The organism is Microcoleus sp. AT8-B5 (assembly GCF_036705565.1).
Classification (GTDB): Bacteria; Cyanobacteriota; Cyanobacteriia; order Cyanobacteriales; family Microcoleaceae; genus Microcoleus.
On the sequence record NZ_JAUBUY010000042.1, the window covers coordinates 33,049 to 54,424 of the forward strand.

Here is a 21,376-nt window from a genome sequence, read left to right on the forward strand (position 1 = left end):
ATCACCAAGGAGGGAGTCATTGCCCCCACCTCCACTGAGGTTGTCGTTTCCTCCACCGCCGAGCAAGCTGTCGTTGCTATCTAAGCCAGCGAGGGTGTCATTGCCTTCAAGCCCTGAGATGTTGTCATTCTCAGGCCCGCCGATCAGATTGTCATCTGAGGATGTGCCAGTCAATACTGCCATGTTTTTTTCCTGCTTGCGATAAACAGGCGGGGCTATTTTTGAGATAAGCACCTCACCTTAATTACTTATCAGGACTTCTTCCCCAAAATTATGCAGTTTTGCAAAAAAACTTTTTTTAGACAAATTTTGTTTTATTTGCGACCAAAGATGCTATGCTTAATAGCTCAAAATATCGCGTATTTGAAACCGATCGCACTACGCATCAAAACTAAAGAAACCCGGTTTTTTGCCCGTTTCTGCGGGCTGCAACGAAGTATAGCAAGTTTACGCCATAACCGCCTTGGCGGTTGCTATACTGTCAAACAGCGGTTTATCAATAAAATATCTGCTATTTTTGATAAATACAATATCGATCGCACTCGTTTAATTTTATTCAATACCCTGGCGAATCGCGAAGATGTGAAAGCAGTGTTACAACTGGCTGATGTCTATCTCGACTCCTATCCCTACGCGGGTGCAAATTCGACGGTATATCCGTTAGAAGTGGGATTACCGACTGTAGTGAGAGATGGCAATAATTTGCGTTCCCGACAAGGGGCGGCAATCCTGCGAGACATCCAGTTGTTCGATCTAATTGCTGACAGCGAAGAGTCTTATATTAAGGATCATCAATTCAATAATTTCCCTTTTTTATTCTTGTGGGATGGGCGTCCCGCCCGTCCCCGATTGACGGGCGGGACGCCCATCCCACAAGAGTCATGAAAAGTGGATTTTATTTAATTCTCATCCCTAAGTTGAGTGTCGCACTCGGAACTAATACGGAATTGCGAAAGCAAAAGCGGGAGGAAATCGAGCAAAAAATGCAGCAGCAACCGAGGTTTTTGGACAGTCGCGCTTATTCGGCTGCTTTGGGTTCGGTATTTGAAAAAATGCTAATAGTGAATCGGCTTTAGGCGAGCGCACTTTTTGAGTCATTTTTCATTGAAAACAGTTGGCAAATTACGATAACCACTAATTAAGGAGCAAAATTTCAATACCTTCCCCAGCAACTTGGTAAAAAATGATGTAGTCCATCAACGCTATCCCTCGCAAACCCGGAGCAAACTGAGCATAGGATCGCCCCAAATACGGAAACTCAGCGAGATACTGACATTTTTTGCCAAATCCTTCGACAAAGCGATCGCCTGCATCTATGCTTTGCTGTAGAAAATAATCGGAAATTTCTGATAAATCTCGACTCGCATCAATCGTAATAACCAAACGTCTCATACTGCTGATTCTTTGGCAGTTTGCACTTTAGCTCTCAGTTTAGCAAGCACCACGTCTGCTTCTAATACTTCACCGCGTTGTGCTTGTTCCCGTGCGGTGTTAATTTTTTTGCGAGTCGCTTCAGCCCAGATTAAGTATTCTGGACTACGATCGGAATCGGGCAGCGTAGCATCATCAATCAGTAACAGCAAGGCGGTATTGAGGGCCTCTTCTAAAGAAGGATATTGCCCTTGTTTGACAAGGGTTTCGAGAACTTGGGTTTGCGTTTGGCTGAGGGTGATTTGCATTGTCTATTCGACCTTTCGTTAGAGGATAGTTCTACTGTATCGTAGCAAATTGGCTGTAGGGACACGGCATTGCCGTCTCCTGATTGGGAGCAACACGATAGGAGGACACGGCAGTGCTGTTTCCCTACACGCAGATATTCGATCGCCCTTCCCCTGTTTTAACCAATAACCAACAACTATTTACCAACCTTAACCTCAGCGCCATCCTTAAGAAAACCAGCCCCAGTAACAACCACCCGATCGCCCGCCTTCAAACCTTTTTTAACCACCACCTTAGCAGCAGTCAAATCGCCCACCGCACCCCCGGAAATTTCCCCAAGTTCCACCGGTTGAGCCTGCACCTTGTTTTCGCCCACAAGTTTGTAAACCATAGAACTGCCGTCAGATTGCGGTACAATAGCTTTAGCAGGCACTTTCAAACCTTGAGCCGTTGTCGTCGAAATGGATGCGCGCAAAAACATTCCCGATCGCAAAAACTCGCTTGTCGGCAAATCAATCTTCACCGTAGCTTGCCGATTTTGCGGGTCAACTACCGGCGAAATTTCTCGCACAGTTCCTGACAACTTAATCCGCTTGTCAGAATCCGAAGTAATTTGCACTGCTGTTCCCGGCCGCACTTGCGAAACCTGACTTTCCGGTACTTTCAATTGTAGTTCCAGCTTGTTGTCGCGAATAATCGAAAATAGTTTTTGATTTCCCGAAGAAACATCGCCAACTCGACCAATTCTTTCAGCCACAGTGCCACTATCCGGCGCTCGAACAATTGTTTGTTCTAGTTGAGTTTGTAACTGTTTGACTTGTGCATCATTACTGCGGACAGTTGCTGCGTTATTTCCGACATTTGCTCTGGCACTGCTGACACTCGCTCCGGCCGTATTCACTTTAGCACGAGCGCTGGCGAGAGCCGCTCTAGCCGTACTGATATTAGCTTCCGCAGTAGCTACTCTAGCAATAGAAGATTGCACTTCTTCCGCTGCTTTATTCTGTTCTTGCAAAGCTGTATTCAAGTCAGCTTTAGCTTTGTTCAAATCTTGAACAGCAGTCTGTCGCTCTGTCTTGCGTCTTTCCAAATCTTGCTGACTAATTACTCCCTGAGCCGCCAAATCTTGGGTGCGATTTACTTCTCTTTGAGCCTGATCTAATTTAGCCTGAGCGGAGGCAATGCCAGCTTTAGCTTGAGTGACACCGGCTTTAGCTTGTTCCACACCAGCCCTTGCCTGCCCGACGCCTGTTTTGGCTTGCGCTGCGTCAGCGATGGCTTTTTCAACGCCTGCTTGGGCTTGAGCCACGCCTGCTTGGGCTTCTTGTTGGGCTGACTCGGCTTGCTGTACCTGAGCTTGGGCTTGTTCTACCGTAGAATTGGCCGATTGTACTCCCGCCAGCGCTTCGGCAATTTGCGATCGTAGCACCGAATCGTCCAAAACCGCCATCGTCTGACCTTTTTCTACCACATCCCCTTCATTCACCAACACCTGCTTAATTTGCAAACCGTTGGCTTGTGGTAGCACCGGTAGCAAGTCATAGGCTGCCACGGTGCCCGTCGCTTGCAGAGTTTCACCCACCTGGGCAGATTCCACAGGCGCGACTGTCACCGTCGGAGCAATCGCCTGCTGAGTTGCCGAGGGAATTGGAGCTGCAGGCGGCGAACTCTGATTGCCCCCAGTCAATTTTACTGCTAGCAACGTTGCAGCCACGCCAATCCCTGCGCCCGCCAACAAGGCAGGCCACCTGATTTCTTTGCTGGGCCCAAATTCAGTTACTTCTGGTTCCCAAACTTGTTCCGCCTCAATTTCTGGAACTTCCAGCGCCACTTCTCGTTCATCATCCTCACCGGAGAATTGCCAGGGAGATTTGTCTGAGACTTCACTTTCAGCTACATCCACTGCTGAGTTCCTTTCGCGCCCGCTCTCCACGGGGGAAAGGGGTTGCTTTTCTTCGGCTTCTGAAAAAACTTGATTAGTCACGGTAGTTCCTCTCGCCAGTATGAGCCTGTGCTTTTGATATTGTAAAGAAAGATTACGATAATATTTACTTTATTTTAGCGGAGGGTCTCTGGATTAACGCTTCCTCCTTTTGGGTGAGTCTGGCGCACTTTCACCCTACAATGGCGATTTTAATTAAATTTGCTCAAAGTTTGTGCGATCGACATTTAATTTGATCGGTCTCTGGGGCATACTGAATATTAGCGTGATTGCCGATCGTGGGGTCGATCGGGCTGGCATTGTCTGTCCCGAAGCGGTTTTGCCGTCACCAGCTTATCAATACTGAGAGCATTTAGTCTAATCTTGAACTGATTATTGCTAATCTATACTCTAATGTGTTTCTCGTAGAACCCGACAAATCGGGTCAGGAAATTGTACCAGTTTAATTGACAAAAATCACAATGAATAGCGTCTTTTCTCCCGTCCAACAGTTTCTAATTACTTGGCTACTAATGCTAGTGACGGGATGGTTTACCCTGACTGCTGTCAGTTATGTTGGGGAACTGGTCAGCATTTTAGTAACAGCGGGACTCATTGCATTTTTATTAAATTATGCAGTAAAAAGACTGCAAGTATTTTTGCCTCGGGGAGTAGCGGCGGGGCTGGTTTATTTAACAGCAGGTGTGGTAGTAATAGTAATCGGTTTAACTATTGTGCCGCCCGTGTTCAGCCAAGCGAGACAGTTGGGGGTGAGGTTCCCGGATTTGCTGGAGTCGGGGCGACTGCAGCTAGCTGAATTTCAAGCCTGGAGTGCCGAGCGCAATTTGCCGTTTAACGTGCAAATATTGGAGCAGCAGTTATCAGCGAAAGTGCAGGAACAAGTGCAGGCGCTCGCAGGTACGAGTTTAGGCTTAGTTGTCGGTACTGTTAACTGGTTTTTGGACTTGATTTTTATTGTGGTGATTTCCTTTTATATGCTCCTAGACGGGCAAAGAGTTTGGCAGGGTTTGACCAGTATTTTTTCCCCAGACATTCGCTATGTTTTAACAGAGACTTTGCAGCGAAACCTCCAGCGATTTGTATCGGGACAGTTATTGCTGGGACTATTGATGGCCATCTCGTTGACTCTGGCTTTTTGGTGGCTGCAAGTTCCGTTTTTTCTGTTGTTTGCCGTGTTTATAGGATTGACGGAAATAATTCCGTTTATTGGAGCAACTTTGGGAATTGGCACTGTTAGTATAATTGTAGCCTTTATTGATTGGTGGCTGGCGCTGCAAGTGTTGGTAGTCGCGATCGGTCTCCAGCAAATCAAGGATAATTTAGTAGCTCCCCGAATCATGGGCAATCTCACCGGATTGAGCCCGGTAATTATTTTCACAGCTTTGCTGTTAGGAGGTAGAGTGGGAGGATTGTTGGGAGTTATCCTGGCAATTCCGCTCACTGGGGTTGTAAAAAGTATAGTAGAAATTGTACTCAATCCCAAATTGCCACCCCAAACAGGCTCGTTTTTCTACAATCCTTTTAGCGGCGAGGAATTGGGGAAAATACCCGAAGATGAAACTAGAATAATCTTGGTCGCAGATGAACAAAAGTAGTCTAATTCTTGTAGTAAGTAATTCAGTTATGAATTTTTTTATTATTCAGTAATTAATTTTTGGCTGCTGAGTTCATCAATAAAAAACTAAAGTCTCTACAAATAACTTTAAGCACTTTAGTCTTGATTACTAACCAACTTAAAATCTCAAACCTAAAAACTTATGAACTGGTGGCAAAATCTTAGAAAAAATCCTCTAGCTCGGTTAGGAGCCGTGCTACTGTTAATTTTTTACACAGTCGCACTTTTTGCCGAATTTGTGGCACCTTACGACCCCTACGACTCTCAATTAGACGGTTCATTATTGCCGCCGACTCAGATTTATTTAACCACCCAAGACGGGCGATTTATCGGGCCCCACGTTTATCCGACAACTCAGGGCCCAGTGGATGCGAATACCGGCGCTCGCGAGGTAATTGTAGACTGGCAAAAACCATCGGCTGTCGGTTTGTTTGTCAAAGGTTCTCCCTATAATTTTTTAGGAGTTTTGCCATTAGATAGGCATCTTTTTGGCACTACAGGAGAAGGTCAAATTAACATTTTAGGCACGGATGAACAAGCGCGCGATCAGTTCAGCCGCTTAGTACACGGCAGCAGAATTAGCCTCAGCATCGGTTTAGTTGGCATAGCAATTTCTTTTCCCTTGGGATTGTTTATCGGAGGCATATCGGGCTATTTCGGCAGTTGGATTGATAGTATTTTAATGCGTTTTGCTGAAGTATTAATGACAATTCCTGGTCTTTATTTATTAGTAGCGCTAGCAGCAGTGTTGCCGCCGGGATTGACAAGTGCTCAGCGATTTATATTGATTGTGCTGATTACTTCATTTATCAATTGGGCGGGTTTAGCGCGGGTAATTCGCGGTCAGGTACTATCAATTAAACAACGAGAATTCGTGCAAGCGGCGCGGGCAATGGGCGCCAATCCAATTTATATTATTGTCCGCCACGTTTTGCCACAAACTGCTACTTATGTAATTATTTCTGCTACTTTGGCGGTTCCGGGTTTTATTGTGGCGGAGTCGGTTTTGAGTTTAATTGGCTTGGGAATTCAACAGCCAGATCCTTCTTGGGGAAATTTACTATCCCTCTCTACTAATGCTTCAATTTTAGTATTGCAACCTTGGTTGGTTTGGCCTCCGGCGATACTGATTATTTTGACAGTTTTGGCGTTTAATTTATTGGGGGATGGCTTGCGGGATGCTCTCGATCCGAGAAGCATTCAAAGGTAATGGGGACTGGGTAATTGGTAATTGGAAATTCAAAGATTTGTCGGAGCGGTTCACCCAAATTTATATCATCAATTGCCAGAACTAAAAAACCCGCCTTCACCCATCGCAGATACTCAAAAAATTGTTCTGCAATCAAACTTAATTGGTTTGGTGGGGGCGGGTTCACCCAAATTTATATCATCAATTCCCAGAACTAAAAAACCCGCCCCCACCCATCGCAGATACTCAAAAAATTGTTCTGCAATCAGGGTTAATTGGTTTGGTGGGGGCGGGTTTATGAATATTTTGGATGTGAACCAAAGATTGTTGGTGAACCCGCCCCTACGAGATTTGGTAATAGAAGTATAGCTCAAAAATACCCATATTAGTTAATGATTAACAGGTAAGCGGATGGTAAAAGTAGAACCCACACCCTCCTGACTTTTTACGGAAATATTGCCACCCATCATTAGGCAAAAACGCTGGCTGATTGCTAGTCCCAAACCGGTGCTGCCGTACTTGCGCGTGGTAGAAGCGTCTGGTTGGGTAAAGGGTTGGAAAATGTGCTGCAACTGTGGGGTACAATTTTCTTAAAGTATATACCTGCAATTTGCGGTAAACTTTTTTCAGGAATCTACTAATTATTCAAGTCCGATCGTGAAATTAGAATTTGCCTTAGCTCAATATACGGATGCTCTCGCTCACCTAAAATTGGCCAAGTCTGAACCCTCAGAAATAGCCATTCTCCATATTTTAGTTACTCGCGATGCCATCAAAGAAGCACTCAGCGAGAAAACCCAGCTTTCTGTGGAAAGTTTGGCTAAACTACTCGAATTAGACAACTTCCTGAAACAACAAGCCAATGCGATCGCCCGAGGAGCAAAATTAGCAGAATGGCGAGCTACATTTCACCCCTCCCCAGAAGCTTGGTGGTGGTTCCTCGAACCGACTTCCGAGGAGGAAGTTTCCCCCTCAAATCGCTTAGATTGGTTGTTCAACGGGCTGACAATCGCGGGATTGACGGCGGTAGGGGCCTATATGACAACCTTCGTTCAACTCTTTTCCACGGGAGGAATCAGCTTCGCTGAGACCTTTGGCCTGCTGGGACAAGGAGGGTTACTTCTGACGGTAATCCACACCTTGCAGGACACAGGACAAGAAAAGATTAAAAATCTGCTCCAAAAACTCAATATTTCTCCCCAGTTTCACAGTCAAGCAACCTTGGGAATTACCGCAATGTTATTGTTGGCTTCTGTGGGAGTCTATAACTCTTTACCTCGGATTGGTGACTGGAACTATCGAGAAGGAAAAAAACTCTACGAAAGAGGTTTACTGGAAAAAGCCAAAGGCAAATACGAGCAAGCGGCCAAAATAAACCCCAATAATTGGGAGATTCCAATTGCCTTGGGACAAATCTACGAATCTTTAGGAGCTATAGATTTAGCGAGGAAGGAATATGAAAAAGTGTTAAATCTAGGGGAGGCTCGCGCCTTTAATAATTTAGGTCGCGTTTATATTAGTAAAAACGATAGAGTTACCGCTGAAACTTTACTGCGGATGGGAGTACAACGGGTGAGGAAAGAAGATGCTCAACTCAATTATGAACTACATCTAAACTTGGGCTGGATACTGCTCAAACAAAAACAGTATCAAGCGGCTGAAAAAGAAATCAGACAAGCAGTTGCTATTGACCAAGCAATTGAAGGAAAACAGCTCGGTGGAGGGATGGCTTATTGCTTGCTAGAAGATGTTCTGGAAGAAAAAAAAGATACAAAAGAGGCATCCCGCTGGAGAAAAATGTGTTTGGAGAGTGCTCGTCCCGAAACGCTTGAGCAGTATAAATGGTTTATTGAAACTGGAAAACAAGATTTCGCCGATCAGATAGATACTACGGGGGTGGTGAATGGAGAATCTAACCCAAGTACACAGCCGTAATGAGTAAGATAAAAGTAAAAAATCAAACCTAAACACAAGGTTATGTTTACTTTTAGTTTCCCTACTTGGTTTGTATTCCCCTTTTTTTAGGGAAACTTCTTTTGTAAGGTGCGCCAGCATTCTTTTTTTATGAAATTGAATGCTGCGTGTGCCATCCATCCTAATTTTGCAGATTAACTGGCAACCAGATCGTAAAAGTAGAACCAACACCCTCCTGACTTTTTACGGAAATATTGCCGCCCATCATTAGACAAAAACGTTGGCTGATGGCTAGTCCCAAACCGGTGCCGCCGTACTTGCGCGTGGTGGAAGCGTCTGCTTGGGTAAAGGGTTGGAAAATGTGCTGCAACTGCTCTGGAGTCATCCCAATTCCTGTATCTGTACAATTAATAACTAAAAATTCTTTACTAGCAATTGAAGATTGAGAAATTGTGGCAGGTTCCGCAGTGTTTTCTTGTTTTGCTTCGCTGCTGTCGCCCGCGATTTTTTCTCGGCTGGCGGTGAGGGTAATTGTACCGTTTTGAGTGAATTTGGCGGCATTGCTCAGCAAATTTAATAAAATCTGCTGCACTTTGGTAATGTCACCGTGCATCGTGCCGATATTAGTAATTTTGTGCAAGTTGAGAGTGTTGCCGTTCTTTTCAATTAGCGGCGCGGCGGTGGATGCTACTTCTTCAATCAAGGCGGCGATGTTGAAGGTTTCTAAGTAAAGATCCATGCGGCCGGCTTCGATTTTAGAAATGTCGAGAATGTCGTTAATGAGCGATAGCAAGTGTCGGCCGGAAGTGCGAATTTTGTCTAAATCTGGGGTGAGTTCATCGTAGCCCAATTCTGCGGTTTCTTCTTGGAGCATTTCGCTGTAGCCGATGATGGCATTCAGAGGTGTTCGCAGTTCGTGGCTCATGTTTGCTAAAAATGCGCTTTTTGCGGTGGAAGCTGCTTCGGCTGCTTCTAGGGCGAGTTGCAAGGCGGATTCAAAGACTTTTCGATCGCTAATATCCTCGACGCTGCCTTCATAGTAGAGTACCTGGCCGTTGGCGTCACACACTGCACGCGCGCTTTCGGAAATCCAAATTACCTTGCCGTCAACGCGGTAAACTTGTGACTCAAACCCCGAAACTTCTCCGAATTCTTCCATCACGCGCATAAACTTGTCGCCCTGCTGAGGATTGACGTAAGCTTGCTGTTTGATGTTGGTGAGATTTGATGTCAATTCTTCGGGAGTGGCGTAGCCATAGATGCGGGCTAAAGCTGGATTTACGCTCAAGAAATGGCCTTCGGGGGTTCTTTGAAAAATGCCTTCGACGGCATTTTCAAAGATGCTACGATATTTTTGTTCTGCTTGACGCAAAGCGCTTTGTGTACGATCGCGCTCGCTGGCTTCGATCGCCAATGATACCAAATCTGCGAGGGAAGCAGCAAAATTTTGTTCTTCTACTGTCCAGTTGCGAGGAGTTCCCACTTGTTCGATACAGATGACTCCGACTGTTTGTCCTCCCAGCCGCACGGGCGCATCTAAGGTTGATGTAGTACCCACTTGTGAAAAGTAAGATTCCACAAATTCTCTGGTTCTCACATCTGAGAGAGCGTCATCGGCTGCGATCGTCCGGTGTTCTTCCAAAGCTTTAAAATAAGCTGGATAGTCTGCTGCTGCGAGTTCGGCACCTTGGGAATGCTGCGGGTTGCTGCGGCTAAATTGGTCGAGACAGTGCAGTTTCGAGCGGCTTTCATCGTACAACCAAGCTCCGGCTCGTTCTGCATCTAGGGTATGAGTAGCTGCTTCGGTAATTTGCCTAAAAGCTACTTGCAAATCGCCTCGATACAGCGCTTTATTTCTTGCCAATTCTACCAAAACCGTATTTTGTTTGAGCAATTGTTTTTGCCTGTGGCGTCGCGCCGATTCGGCTCGCTTCTGTTCGGTAATGTCGCGAGCTACCACAATGACGGATTCTTCGGAAAGGGGTGAAATGCTGGCGGCAAAACAAACTTCGCGGTCGTCAATGGTTAAATTGTACTCGATACTGACAGTTTGTTGAGTATCTAAAGCTGTTCGGATGTGGTTGATAAAATTGTTGGCTGTAGCTTGCGGAAACACCTCTGTGAGTGTTTTGCCTACTAATTCTTCGATGGGTTTGTAGAGCAGAGAAAGATTTGTGGGGGCGATTTTTAAATAGCGACCGCTGGCGTCGAGAACTATAATTAATTCGCTCATGGCTGCAAACAAAGCCCGCAATTCTGCTTCGGCGGCTTCGAGTTCTGCCGTCCGCTCTGCTACTCGCTGTTCTAAACTAGAGTTGGTTTGTTCTAGGGCAACAAAAGACGATCGCAATTGTCTAGCCATTTGATTGAAAGACTGAGCTAGGAGATCGATTTCTTTGATTCCTTGAACTTCGACTTCGCCATTTAATTCTGCGGAAGTGAAGTCGGATGACTCAGACATTTTTGTTAAAGCTTTGGAAGCTTGCAACAATCGGGTAATCGGTTTGACAACCCAGCGAGAGGTAAATATTCCGAGAACGATCGCCAGTACCAAGGCAAAAAAGCACAATAAGATAGTTGTGCGAGTGTTGGCGTTAATTTGCTCCATAAAGTCTGCTTCCGGGATTGCGACTACAATCAGCCAATCGAGGCCGCGGCCGTCTTGCAGGGGAGCAACGGTAATGAATTGACGTTTGCCGTCTATATCGAAGGTAAACTGTCCTTTGCTGTCAATTTGTTCAAAACTACCAAATCGTTGTTGTAAGTATGTGGAAGCCGATCGAATTAGCAAATTTTTGCTCCTAGTCGCCAACAGCCGTTCCTGTCCGTCTTGGCCGGTGACAAAAGGCAATTCGTCTGTGGAACTGGCGACTATTTTCCCGCTGCGTTCGATCGCAAAAACTTGTCCTGACGGGCTAATTTTGATGCTTTTGAGAAAATCGCTGATTTGAGAAAGAGTCAAGTCAATAGCCAATACCCCCTGCAGGTTTCCTGTTTCATTGTAAATAGGCATCACCGGCGTAATCCCCAGAACTGGCGAGGCTGCGAAGGGGTAGATGGGAGACCAAGTGGCTTTTCCTGACTGTTTGGCAGCTTTGTACCACGGTCTAGTACGGGGGTCATAGGGGACGATTTGGATTAGCTCAGTGCGATTTCCTTGGCTATCGAGGCGATAAATTTCGCGGTTTGGAGCGGTTGATTCGTCTCTGATGTATACTAAGTGTTCTGCTTCTCGCTTGAGCAAGACGAATCTGCCCTGTTCGTCGCCATAGTAAATGGTTGTATTTCGATCGCTCAGCTTGGTCTGGTTCCACAAATAGCGCTCTAAGTTGGGCAAGTCTTCCGGGTCTAAGTTGCCAGAGGCGATCGCAGCAGTATTCATTTGTAGAAATAAATGAGATACATCCCCAAAACTGCGGAAATTTTCTTTGGTTCTGGCTGCGACTTCCAAGCTTAACCTAGTAGCAAGGTCATTGACGGCTTTCTGGCCGTTGCGAAACGACAGCCATCCAGTCACGCCGACTGCTACGGAGATTTGTACCACCAGCGGTATCAACAAGACTAGGCTTAGTGACATCTTGGGCGAGCTTTTCATCACACAACTGCTCAGACTTTTCAATAACATCAATATTCTGACACCTACCGGGTTTGTGTATCGTTTGTCGCTTAAACTGAAATGTTGCACCATTCTCAATAAGCTTTTTATGAACAGGCTTTTCGGCCTATTCTCTCAAAGAGGGAATTTTATTGTGGAACAGGCTTTTCGGTTTGTTAAGCGAGAATGGTACAATATCTCAGTTAAAATCACCCTCGATATAAGTTACAACGTTGTACACACATAGTGAAGTGCAGTTACCGACTGCTCAAAACGGGGCTGAGGTTTCCACCGCTACTCTAAAAACTTGTAATATTAATCATGCCACTACTTGTCTGAATGTGGCGATCGCTCTGCAGACTCCCGATAAAAAAGTCACACGCCGTAAAAAATGCAACTTTAGGCCCGTGTTCCCCATCCTGCTTGTCATCAGTCATTGCCAATTATTCAATTTTTTAATCTAAACTTTTTAATCTAAAATAAGCTCACTTTTTGCGGGTGGGAATTCTCTTCCTTACGCCCGGTTAATAAAAATTTTATTTTCATTTTTTCTACAGTCCCAGGACAAATGTAAATTCTGTGACAATCTGGTGTTAAAAAATTTGCTATTAATAAGATAAGCCGCCAAAATCCAGATCGACTACAAAGAGGATAATTGAAGCATCTGCATTTCATCAACGCCAGCAAAGTAAAGCGTTTTTAGCTTTTTTGGACGATCGACATTTGGGCAAAATAATACTTCTGGAGGATGACATGAACTATACATTTGAAATCCTGGGCGTATCTCCAACTTTAACATTTTTTAACCAGCAGCAGGAATTGCTGCAACAACAGCAGCCGTCAGGTGTAGAATACTTGGCAAACCGAAAGTGCACTCTCGATGCGTTTGTGGCATCCGTAGAGACAGTTTCTCCTCAGCAAGGCTGGGATGTCGATCGAGTTGTAGACACCGTGATTAGTTTCTGGATGAACAACTCTGATAGCATCCAGTATTGGAGACACAGGCTGCAGGATGCCGGCAGCGAAAACTTGTTAGTAGCCAGAGTAGGCGATATCAAGTCTTTGCAAGCTGCATTTGAATCACTGCTGGGCGAATAGGAAAATCGCCAATTGCGAAAAAGTCGATCGACTTTTTCGCTAAAACTGAGATATTGCACCATTCTCAATCATCCTTTCAGGCCGTTGCTCTGAGCAACGGCCCACAATAAAATTTATCTGTTGTGGAACAGGCATCTTGCCTGTTCTTGAGAATAGTGCAAGATGTAAGTAACATCCACTCAACTGTCTCTTTCCAATTTCCAATTGGCAATTCCCAAATATTATGTCTCGTTCCAAAGCCCTACAATCTTATATTTTTCTCCGCTTGCTTCTGGCACCGCTAATGTTGTGGACAATCACCACAGCAGTATTTTTGCTCTTGCGGGCTACTCCGGGCGACCCCATAGATGCCATTCTCGGTTCACGAGCTCCCGCAGCCGCCAAAGAAGCAATGCGAGCTCAACTCGGTCTCGACGCACCCCTGTGGCAGCAATATCTCAACTACATGAAAGACTTATTCAGTCTGAACTTGGGAACATCCATCACCACTCGCGGACAAACCGTGTGGCAAATTATCGGAGACTATTTCCCCGCTACAGTCGAATTAGCAGTTTGTAGCATGGCCATAGCTTTAATTGTCGGCATCAGTATCGGTTCCTTAGCAGCATCCCGCCCTAACACTATTTTCGATGCTCTCGGCCGTTTGTTTGGCATTATCACTTACTCGCTGCCGGCTTTTTGGGCTGGTATGGTTTTGCAATTGATTTTCGCAGTGCAGTTGGGATGGTTTCCCTTGGGAACTCGCTTTCCTGTCACATTCCCCGCCCCCGAAGGCTACACAGGACTATACACTATTGACAGTCTGCTGAGCGCTAACCCTGGTCAGTTTCTCACATCTTTGCATTATTTGGCACTTCCGAGTTTGACCTTGGGGATTCTTTTGAGCGGCATTTTCGAGCGGATTGTCAGAGTGAATCTCAAGCAAACTTTGCAAGCAGATTATGTCGAAGCAGCTAGAGCTAGAGGCATTCCCGAATTCCAGATTTTATGGGCGCACGCTCTGAAAAATGCACTAATTCCGGTGATTACTGTCTTAGGATTGACTTTTGCTGCACTGTTGGGCGGTGCTATTTTAACAGAGGTTACTTTTTCTTGGCCGGGGTTGGCAAATCGCCTTTACGAAGCGATTAGCTTGCGGGATTATCCAACTGTTCAAGGTATTGTGGTGTTTTTTGCGGCAATAGTTGTAATTGCCAGCATTGTAATTGATATTTTGAATGCTTACGTTGACCCGCGAATTCGCTACTAAAAATATCAAGGAAGAAGGGCAACGGATGCGCGACAGTTGCACTAAGCTGTTGTGCATTTAAATTGTATTTTGAGGGCGGGCAGGATGCCCACCCCACAAGAGTGAAAATTTATTTTACCGGGCAATTTAAAGGCGGATTAGCTTATCGGCTTTTTCTACCTGTACTTTCTGTCGGCGCGAGATGTTGCAGCCAGGGGTGGCCCATAAGAAGCAGTTGTCAAAAAGATCGATCGGCTTTTAGAGTGACGACACTTGGCGATTTATGGGCAATACTGGAGAAAATAAAATTATACATTTGAGGAAACGCTGATGAGATTATTGCGAACAATCGCCGCTCTATCGGCTGCCTTGACCCCACTGATGGCTGAAGCTGCCTTTAGCCGTCCCATGCCGGGAACAGCCGATTTTCCCAGAGCCTCAAACCCCCAAGTAAATGTGCCGGTTTGCTTCATCGAAACTCCAGGCGGCACAACTTTTGATTTAGTCAGTTTGTGTGGCAGTAACGCTGCTCCCCAAAACACGAATCCGGTTGCGGGCAATGCTCCTGCAAATAACCCCAATGCAAGCACTCCGCCTCCTCCCCCGAACCCCAACGCCATCACCAGAGATGCTGTCGGCACCCCGATAACTACTCCTACTGGCACGGCAAATCCCAACAATCCCAACAATGTCAATCCGGGAACTTCGCCCGCAGGTACTCCCAATAATCTGACTCCGGGAACTTCGCCAACCACCAATCCCAATAATCTCAATCCGGGAAGTTCACCGAGTACCACTCCCAATAATCCCAATCTGGGAACTTCGCCGAATACCAATCCCAATAATCTCAATCCGGGAAGTTCACCGAGTACCAGCCCCAATAATAGTGCGTCTCCCACGGGTGGAAATGCTGGCGACAGCAACAGCGATTTAGTTCCCAATCGCAATCTCAATCTTCCGAGAGTGCCGCCGAGTTCCTTTGGCCCTGGAGGTGTTGCGCCGACTAGAGATGCGATTGATGGCCCCCGCTAGTAATAGGCGAAGTGTCAATCGATTTTTGATTTTTGATTTTAGATTTTTGATTGACTTGCGCGAGATAAATACGTTCGGCAAGTTTCATCGGATACAGGTTTTTTATTTCTGGACGGATGAATCACGTGGCGGGTATCCTGAATGCTTTCGGTCAGAACTTTCATCACAGAAACCGGGTTTCTCGGAAACGTTCTCTTTTTCAGGGATATTTCAGCCACGAGAAAGCCGGAATATTTATTTGCCTGCATAATATTGATGTTAGGTGCGATCGGCATATTTTGTAGCAGAGTAGCCAAATAAAAGTTAAGCTAAGAACTTGTAGACGCTATCGGCTAAGCACTCTTTTAAAACTGGACAACCAGGTAGAAGCAGTGATAGATAGCTAGCTTTAATCCGTAACAGGATTAGTTATCAGCAAAGGTTAAAATTATTACCAGGCGGGTGCTCCCCAGCTCCAAGTTCTCAAGCTAAACCATTCAACAGGCATATTTTTGTTAAGCCTGTGTGGTTGGGAAAGTGCCGGCTGATAACATTAGCAAGACAAAATTAACCCGATTATTCGGAGGCTCTTCATGAGCAAAATATTTGTTTTAATAAATTGGAACAAAATTGCTCTAGACCCGATCCTCTGCGTTGGCGTAGCCCCCGTAGGGGCGGGATTCGCTAACGCACTTGAGGAGGAAATCTAGTGTCAAACTTAGTTCAACGCTTAGAAATAACCGCTCATCCGCAACTAGAAAAATCCCTCGGCTATCGAGGAGATAGTCGCTGGGTAGCTTGGCGCTGGGAGCCCGACATCGACCAACTTATATCCAGCGACGGCAAAACAGTCGGCACTGGCAATAATATGGCTTGGCTGGTGTTTTTGCAGCACGATTTAGTCGATCCTGCCCTACAAGAGTACAACCTCAGCGAGGGCGATCGCTACTGGCTGCTTTTAGACACCGAAACTAGAAATCTCTACGTCGGTGAAGGGAAAACAGTTCAAAGTCTGCTCGAACAGCCGGAAAGTTTAGGTTTATTGGCTTGTCTCGATGGCGGGAATGCCGATCGACAAACTGGTGAAACTTGGCAGCAAACCCTATCTCAACTAACAGCCAAACCAGTTGTTCGCAACCTGACAAATGCCCTTCCTTTCGGTATCGCCGCCGCTTTGATAGGTGCTTTAGGCATCGGAACCGGATTGTGGGTAGTACCGGCAGTGCAGCAGAAACTAGCCGAAAAAACAGCTTTTGTTTCCCCAATTAGTTCTGGCGCCAACTGCGGGCTTGGAGGTTCCGACGATTTTTCAGCTTATATCGGTTCGTCAAGCGGAAACAAAGAACTTCATTTAATAGGCGTTTACGAAGCCAATGCGGATCACAAGAACCGAGATTTGTCTAAAAGGGCGATCGAAGTCAAAGTAGAACGCCGAAACAAGCCCATAATTCTCGCACTTTCAGCTTATGAACCGGTGCAGTGGAACATTACCGCAGAACCGGGCGCAGTTATCGAAAAAATCATCCTTAACGGATACCACAACCAAACTGTTTCAGGAGTTTCGGGAATTCCAATTGAAGAGCACAGCTACGAAGAAACCGGAAACAATCTCGGCGACTTTATCTACAAGTGGGGCGCTACCGCTGAAAGTAGCAATACTTCTTCCCTCGTGACTAAATTGGAACAGAGAAACAGCACCAGTTTAACTTCTTTTCAAGGATGCTACAGAGGTAAGAACTTTACGATTAAGTAATAATTATTGATTATTTTGGGGTAGGGAAACGGCACTGCCGTCTCCTCAATAGCCATGTTGTCGATGGGTTGTATCAACAGACCACTCGCAAGGGTAATTTCATCATCTAATGCGGTTGATTTTACCCCTTAGCCGAAATCAGGACACGGCAGTGCCGTTTCCCTACAATTAATCGGGCGATGCTTACATCGTCACCAGGACGATTATTTTGGGGCTAGGGAAACGGCATTGCCCATTGGCGTCAACTTAACGTACAACAAATAGTCCGGCTATTGTTGAAACCCCTGCCTCAAAACTAAAGTCCTCTTGCATAGGACTAATGAGTTCTTCAGTCCTCTTTGAGAGGACTTTAGCTATTAGACAGGGAATTCATTCCCTGGCGGACTGCCGGGTGAGCGGGAGGACTTGCGGAGGAAAAGTTTAAGTTGACACGCCTTGGGCATTGCCATCTCCGACCTTGCCTGATGTTAATTCAATGGTGTACATTTTGAACAGTTATTTGACAAGCTTATGTAATGACTGTATCATAAACTATTAACTTTAATTTTTGATTACAAACCATGACAATGCTAACAAATTTAAAATGAAATACTGGTACGAAACCCTCGCAGTAGCACAGCGGATTTTAATTGAATTGGGGAGGCGGCGACGCAGCTTAGTATTGTGGAGTATTTTTCCAGTTTCTATCTTGCTAATTAACGCTTTGATTTTAAAAGAACGCGCTAATCTCACCACAGCAAAAGCCTTTGAAACTGCTGCACCTGCAAGCTTAGTAGGAGCGGCTTTATTTTTTAGCTGTCTCGGCGGTAGCGTAGCAACAGTAGTAGCAGAGCGAGAACAGCATACCCTCAAACGCTTGTTTATTTCCCCGCTGAGCGGCACTTCCTACTTTTTAGGGATTTTCCTGGCTCACAGTTGCATCGGCATCGGTCAGGTAATTTTAGTATATACGATCGCCTCTTTTTTAGGAGCACAATTTCAAGGCTCTATTCTGTTAGGATGTGCGATTATTCTGCTCAGTATTGTATCTTATGTAGGTGTAGGCTTTATTCTCGGCACCCAGTTTGCGAGGCGCACTGAAGATGTCAACTCCCTAGTAGCCGCTTTCGGCGTTCCTTTATTGATTTTAGGAGGCGCATTCTTACCGACTTCGCTCTTTCCCAAAAGTCTGCTGGATCTCGCCCAGTATAATCCAATTTATCACATGAACGAAGCGCTGATGGGCGTGTGGGCTGACGGCAAAGATTTGGCTGATATTGCAGAACACTTTTGGTATTTATTCATATTTTCTATTGCCATGATTGCAGGTGGATGGCTTTCTTACCGCAGGATGCTGAGAGTAGAAAGAAGACTTTAAAACTATCTCATTATTATGTCGTAATTATTCATCTCTCTCTTCTCTTCCTCTGCGCCCTCTGCGCTCTCTGCGGTTAAATAATTCCGAAAAAATCGTAAATATATAAAATAATACGGAGAATTAAAGCAGTGCTGCAAATAGAAAAGCTAAATAAGTCTTACGGCGAGCGCTCAGTGCTTAAAGATTTAACACTGCACATTCAAGCAGGAGAAATTTACGGTTTGCTGGGGCCAAACGGGGCGGGCAAAACTACAACCATCAATATTTTATGCAATTTGCTAAATGCCGACAGCGGGCAAGTTTCCATCAATGGCGAGCCTGTTTCCGAAGCTACAAAATCCTTAATCGGTGTAGCGCCCCAAGAAAATTTGCTTTACAAAAGCCTTAGCTGCGAAGAAAACCTCAATTTTTTTGCTCAAATTTACGGCTTAGAGCGCAAACAGCGGCGCTATCAAGTAAGACACTGTTTGAAAGCAGTAAATTTGACAGATAGAGCTACAAGCCCGGTGGAAACTTTGAGCGGAGGAATGCAGCGACGTTTGAATATTGCAGTGGCTTTGGTACACCAGCCTAAATTAGTAATTTTAGATGAACCGACAACGGGTTTAGATATTGAGGCTCGCTATGAAATTTGGGAGTTAATTCAGCGCTTGCAATCGGAAGGAATTACAATTTTGCTGACAACTCACTTGTTGGATGAAGCTGAGCGGCTGTGTCAGAGAATTGGAATTTTAAAGAATGGCAGTATTGTAGCTGAGGGCAGTTTAGAAGAGTTGCAAAAACTGATTCCGGCTCAAGAAATTATCGTGGTAAAAACCGACCAAGAAGCTGAAGTCATCGCCCGCGCTAAACAATACAGTTTCATCCCCCGCCGCTACGGTAGCGATTTGGCTTTTTGGCTGCCGGAACGTTTAGAATTAAAAGAAATTATTTTGCTGTTCGACGGGATTTCTATTGATTCAATCGCTCGGTATCCGGTGCGGTTAGAACATATTTATGTAGAAGTAACTAAACAAACTGTATCCTAATCTGCGTCCATCCGCGTACATCCGCCACCATCTGCGGTTAAAGTTCCAGAGTAATTAATACCAATTTTTTATGAGGCCCCGTAGAATCCGATCCCCCCTAGCCCCCCTTAATAAGGGGGGGACAAGATTCTGATCAAAGTCCCCCTTCTTAAGGGGGATTTAGGGGGATCGAAATATGTGCAACTTCACATTAAATTGGTATAACAAGGGCGATGTCTAGATTCTAAAGATATCGTCAACCTTAATGCTGTCTGGCAAAATAGCCAATAAAATTCCGCTAAAACAAATAAACCCTCATACCCACAGCCTCTGAGGGAGGTCTAAATTATGTCCACATGGAAAAGATCCGACTTTTCCGACTTTATGATCCGACTTTTCCGACTGACAGAGGCAGGGGCCCTAAGCAATGATAGAGATAGGGAAAGCCAACCCACGATGTCTAGATTGTAAAGATATCGTAAACCTGGATGTTGTGTTGCGAAATGTTAAATAAAGATAGGCTATAAAAGATATGTCTGTGGTATGATACATTTAGGTTGCATCTAATGTTATAGAAATCCATTCCCCCACGAGGCCAGTGAAAGCCCACTTCATATCAGGACTACCCCGCTCAGGCTCTACTTTACTGGCTGCATTACTACGACAAAATCCCCGCTTTCACGCTGCTATGACTAGCCCAGTCGGGGGATTAGTGGAGAGAATGTTGGAAGCCATGAGCGAAGACAATCAGTTTTCCACGTTTATTTCCCGTGAAAAATTGGAACGGGCTAACAATTTTACAGCTCGATTGATTTGAGCAATAAGACTAATAAATTCTTCAGTCCTATGCAAGAGGACTTGAGCTTTGAGGCGGGGGTTTCAAGCCCGGCCAGACTTGGATGTAAACGATAGATATAAAGGATTTCAGTAATTATGAACGTACCAAACATGAACAAGCAAATTATTTTCGTTGACTCCTCTGTACAAGATTATCAAAGCCTGATCCAAGGCATCGATGCCGCTCAAATTGTCATTTTAGATGAAAATTTCAGCGCGATCGACCAAATTACTAACGCCTTGGCAGATCAAAAAGATATTGAAGCAGTTCATATCCTTTCTCACGGAAGTGAAGGCAGTTTAAAACTGGGTGCAGACACGCTCAATGGGAATGACTTAGAAAAGTTCAGCACTCAGATCAAACAGTGGGGAAATGCCCTGACAGCAAATGGCGATATCCTACTTTATGGCTGCGATGTAGCAGCAGGGGAAACAGGAATCAAATTTGTTAAAGAACTGGGTGAATTAACAAAAGCCGATGTAGCAGCATCGAATAACATTACAGGCAATGCAGGATTAGGAGGCGACTGGAACTTAGAAGTAGAAACAGGCACGATAGAAACATCAATACCGTTTAATTCTGAAAGCCTCAAAGCTTACAACTACATCCTAGCAGCTACGGCTAACCCAGATAACAAAGGCGTTACAGTTAACTCGGCCGCTACCAGTATCGATGTGCTTGCCAACGACACGGGCAGCAGTCGCGTCTCAGTGCAAAGCATCACCACTGCGCCTGCTAATGGCACTGCCACCATCAACGATTGGATTTATGCAGGCGGCGGTTTCAGCACAGTCAACGGCACAGCTCGCAACAATATCGCCAGAATGAACGCCGACGGCAGCCTGGATACTGCTTTCAACCCCACTGGCGGCATGAATAACGCTGTCATAGCGCTCGCCCTCGACAGCAGTGGCAAACTTTACGCAGGCGGCTGGTTCACCACAGTCAACGGCACAGCTCGCAACAGAATCGCCAGAATGAACGCCGACGGCAGCCTGGATACTGCTTTCAACCCCAGTAGCGGCATGAATGGCTCTGTCAGTGCGATCGCCCTCGACAGCAGTGGCAAGGCCTACGCAGGGGGCTTTTTCAGCACAGTCAACGGCACAGCTCGCAACAGAATCGCCAGAATGAACGCCGACGGCAGCCTGGATACTGCTTTCAACCCCA

At 45.6% G+C, this 21,376-nt stretch carries 21 protein-coding genes and 1 pseudogene; 15 read left to right on the forward strand and 7 right to left on the reverse strand.

Going from position 1 to position 21,376, the window contains the following annotated elements:
• Nucleotides 1-183 (reverse strand): calcium-binding protein (locus QUB39_RS23265; protein WP_445243094.1); only part of this gene is annotated, 183 nt, incomplete at its 3' end.
• Between the two features lie 147 nt (nucleotides 184-330).
• Between QUB39_RS23265 and QUB39_RS23270 the strand changes: the two genes are divergently transcribed.
• Both QUB39_RS23270 and QUB39_RS23275 read left to right on the forward strand, forming a co-directional pair.
• A complete protein-coding gene (locus QUB39_RS23270) occupies nucleotides 331-885 on the forward strand; it encodes a hypothetical protein (protein ID WP_333207875.1) in 555 nt (184 codons plus the stop codon).
• The gene (locus tag QUB39_RS23275) at nucleotides 882-1,076 is read left to right on the forward strand and encodes a hypothetical protein (RefSeq protein WP_333207877.1); all 195 of its coding nucleotides are present in this window, start codon (nucleotides 882-884) and stop codon (nucleotides 1,074-1,076) included. Before QUB39_RS23270 ends, QUB39_RS23275 begins: the two co-directional genes overlap by 4 nt.
• 58 nt (nucleotides 1,077-1,134) lie before the next feature.
• Here the strand turns inward: QUB39_RS23275 and QUB39_RS23280 are convergent, their stop codons facing one another.
• The 3 genes from QUB39_RS23280 to QUB39_RS23290 form a co-directional block, all read right to left on the reverse strand.
• Nucleotides 1,135-1,392, reverse strand: a complete 258-nt coding sequence (locus QUB39_RS23280) for a type II toxin-antitoxin system RelE/ParE family toxin (protein WP_333207878.1) — start codon at nucleotides 1,390-1,392, stop codon at nucleotides 1,135-1,137.
• Nucleotides 1,389-1,679: a hypothetical protein gene (locus QUB39_RS23285; protein WP_333207880.1), complete on the reverse strand. Its 291-nt coding sequence runs from the start codon at nucleotides 1,677-1,679 to the stop codon at nucleotides 1,389-1,391. The genes QUB39_RS23280 and QUB39_RS23285 overlap by 4 nt, the downstream gene beginning before the upstream one ends.
• 176 nt (nucleotides 1,680-1,855) lie before the next feature.
• A complete protein-coding gene (locus QUB39_RS23290) occupies nucleotides 1,856-3,643 on the reverse strand; it encodes an efflux RND transporter periplasmic adaptor subunit (protein WP_333207882.1) in 1,788 nt (595 codons plus the stop codon).
• Nucleotides 3,644-3,815: 172 nt separating this feature from the next.
• Between QUB39_RS23290 and QUB39_RS23295 the strand changes: the two genes are divergently transcribed.
• The 3 genes from QUB39_RS23295 to QUB39_RS23305 all read left to right on the forward strand — a co-directional run bounded on the left by QUB39_RS23295 (nucleotide 3,816) and on the right by QUB39_RS23305 (nucleotide 6,426).
• The gene (locus tag QUB39_RS23295) at nucleotides 3,816-3,947 is read left to right on the forward strand and encodes a hypothetical protein (RefSeq protein WP_333055657.1); all 132 of its coding nucleotides are present in this window, start codon (nucleotides 3,816-3,818) and stop codon (nucleotides 3,945-3,947) included.
• 115 nt (nucleotides 3,948-4,062) lie between these two features.
• Nucleotides 4,063-5,196, forward strand: a complete 1,134-nt coding sequence (locus tag QUB39_RS23300) for an AI-2E family transporter (RefSeq protein ID WP_333055658.1) — start codon at nucleotides 4,063-4,065, stop codon at nucleotides 5,194-5,196.
• A gap of 162 nt (nucleotides 5,197-5,358) precedes the next feature.
• Nucleotides 5,359-6,426, forward strand: a complete 1,068-nt coding sequence (locus tag QUB39_RS23305; RefSeq protein WP_333207883.1) for an ABC transporter permease — start codon at nucleotides 5,359-5,361, stop codon at nucleotides 6,424-6,426.
• Between the two features lie 368 nt (nucleotides 6,427-6,794).
• On the opposite strand, the pseudogene QUB39_RS23310 reads toward QUB39_RS23305, so the two are convergent.
• A pseudogene (locus tag QUB39_RS23310) lies at nucleotides 6,795-6,980 on the reverse strand (ATP-binding protein); the annotation flags it as partial.
• 82 nt (nucleotides 6,981-7,062) lie between these two features.
• Between QUB39_RS23310 and QUB39_RS23315 the strand changes: the two are divergent.
• Nucleotides 7,063-8,340: a tetratricopeptide repeat protein gene (locus QUB39_RS23315; RefSeq protein ID WP_333055661.1), complete on the forward strand. Its 1,278-nt coding sequence runs from the start codon at nucleotides 7,063-7,065 to the stop codon at nucleotides 8,338-8,340.
• A gap of 160 nt (nucleotides 8,341-8,500) precedes the next feature.
• On the opposite strand, the gene QUB39_RS23320 is transcribed toward QUB39_RS23315, so the two are convergent.
• A complete protein-coding gene (locus QUB39_RS23320) occupies nucleotides 8,501-11,914 on the reverse strand; it encodes a PAS domain S-box protein (RefSeq protein ID WP_333207886.1) in 3,414 nt (1,137 codons plus the stop codon).
• Nucleotides 11,915-12,213: 299 nt separating this feature from the next.
• Nucleotides 12,214-12,351, reverse strand: coding sequence for a hypothetical protein (locus tag QUB39_RS23325; RefSeq protein ID WP_333207888.1), 138 nt, complete (start codon nucleotides 12,349-12,351; stop codon nucleotides 12,214-12,216).
• Between the two features lie 316 nt (nucleotides 12,352-12,667).
• Here QUB39_RS23325 and QUB39_RS23330 point away from each other — a divergent pair, with 316 nt between their 5' ends.
• The 9 genes from QUB39_RS23330 to QUB39_RS23370 form a co-directional block, all read left to right on the forward strand.
• Nucleotides 12,668-13,012 carry a hypothetical protein gene (locus QUB39_RS23330; protein WP_333055663.1) on the forward strand — a complete coding sequence of 115 codons (345 nt, stop codon included), beginning with the start codon at nucleotides 12,668-12,670 and terminating at the stop codon, nucleotides 13,010-13,012.
• Nucleotides 13,013-13,235: 223 nt separating this feature from the next.
• The gene (locus tag QUB39_RS23335; RefSeq protein ID WP_333055664.1) at nucleotides 13,236-14,261 is read left to right on the forward strand and encodes an ABC transporter permease; all 1,026 of its coding nucleotides are present in this window, start codon (nucleotides 13,236-13,238) and stop codon (nucleotides 14,259-14,261) included.
• A 309-nt stretch (nucleotides 14,262-14,570) separates the two neighbouring features.
• Nucleotides 14,571-15,272, forward strand: a complete 702-nt coding sequence (locus QUB39_RS23340) for a hypothetical protein (protein WP_333055665.1) — start codon at nucleotides 14,571-14,573, stop codon at nucleotides 15,270-15,272.
• Between the two features lie 116 nt (nucleotides 15,273-15,388).
• Nucleotides 15,389-15,556 carry a hypothetical protein gene (locus QUB39_RS23345; RefSeq protein ID WP_333278575.1) on the forward strand — a complete coding sequence of 56 codons (168 nt, stop codon included), beginning with the start codon at nucleotides 15,389-15,391 and terminating at the stop codon, nucleotides 15,554-15,556.
• Between the two features lie 404 nt (nucleotides 15,557-15,960).
• Complete coding sequence (locus QUB39_RS23350) at nucleotides 15,961-17,004, forward strand: hypothetical protein (protein ID WP_333207893.1); 1,044 nt, start codon at nucleotides 15,961-15,963, stop codon at nucleotides 17,002-17,004.
• A 583-nt stretch (nucleotides 17,005-17,587) separates the two neighbouring features.
• Entirely contained in the window at nucleotides 17,588-18,361 is a 774-nt protein-coding gene (locus QUB39_RS23355) for an ABC transporter permease (protein ID WP_333055667.1), read from the forward strand.
• Between the two features lie 128 nt (nucleotides 18,362-18,489).
• Nucleotides 18,490-19,389 (forward strand): ABC transporter ATP-binding protein, encoded by a 900-nt coding sequence (locus QUB39_RS23360; protein ID WP_333207895.1) that lies wholly within the window; start codon nucleotides 18,490-18,492, stop codon nucleotides 19,387-19,389.
• 577 nt (nucleotides 19,390-19,966) lie between these two features.
• On the forward strand, nucleotides 19,967-20,185 hold the full coding sequence (locus QUB39_RS23365; RefSeq protein WP_333055669.1) for a sulfotransferase: 219 nt from the start codon (nucleotides 19,967-19,969) through the stop codon (nucleotides 20,183-20,185).
• Between the two features lie 116 nt (nucleotides 20,186-20,301).
• Nucleotides 20,302-21,376: DUF4347 domain-containing protein (locus QUB39_RS23370; RefSeq protein ID WP_333485170.1), on the forward strand; the 1,075-nt coding region annotated here is incomplete at its 3' end.

Excerpts from the sequence above, each read along its gene's own strand:
- QUB39_RS23270 (WP_333207875.1), top strand. The coding sequence starts at position 331 with ATGCTATGCTTAATAGCTCAAAATATCGCGTATTTGAAACCGATCGCA.
- QUB39_RS23275 (WP_333207877.1), top strand. The coding sequence starts at position 882 with ATGAAAAGTGGATTTTATTTAATTCTCATCCCTAAGTTGAGTGTCGCA.
- QUB39_RS23280 (WP_333207878.1), bottom strand. The coding sequence starts at position 1,392 with ATGAGACGTTTGGTTATTACGATTGATGCGAGTCGAGATTTATCAGAA.
- QUB39_RS23285 (WP_333207880.1), bottom strand. The coding sequence starts at position 1,679 with ATGCAAATCACCCTCAGCCAAACGCAAACCCAAGTTCTCGAAACCCTT.
- QUB39_RS23300 (WP_333055658.1), top strand. The coding sequence starts at position 4,063 with ATGAATAGCGTCTTTTCTCCCGTCCAACAGTTTCTAATTACTTGGCTA.
- QUB39_RS23305 (WP_333207883.1), top strand. The coding sequence starts at position 5,359 with ATGAACTGGTGGCAAAATCTTAGAAAAAATCCTCTAGCTCGGTTAGGA.
- QUB39_RS23320 (WP_333207886.1), bottom strand. The coding sequence starts at position 11,914 with ATGAAAAGCTCGCCCAAGATGTCACTAAGCCTAGTCTTGTTGATACCG.
- QUB39_RS23325 (WP_333207888.1), bottom strand. The coding sequence starts at position 12,351 with ATGACTGATGACAAGCAGGATGGGGAACACGGGCCTAAAGTTGCATTT.
- QUB39_RS23330 (WP_333055663.1), top strand. The coding sequence starts at position 12,668 with ATGAACTATACATTTGAAATCCTGGGCGTATCTCCAACTTTAACATTT.
- QUB39_RS23335 (WP_333055664.1), top strand. The coding sequence starts at position 13,236 with ATGTCTCGTTCCAAAGCCCTACAATCTTATATTTTTCTCCGCTTGCTT.
- QUB39_RS23340 (WP_333055665.1), top strand. The coding sequence starts at position 14,571 with ATGAGATTATTGCGAACAATCGCCGCTCTATCGGCTGCCTTGACCCCA.
- QUB39_RS23345 (WP_333278575.1), top strand. The coding sequence starts at position 15,389 with ATGAATCACGTGGCGGGTATCCTGAATGCTTTCGGTCAGAACTTTCAT.
- QUB39_RS23355 (WP_333055667.1), top strand. The coding sequence starts at position 17,588 with ATGAAATACTGGTACGAAACCCTCGCAGTAGCACAGCGGATTTTAATT.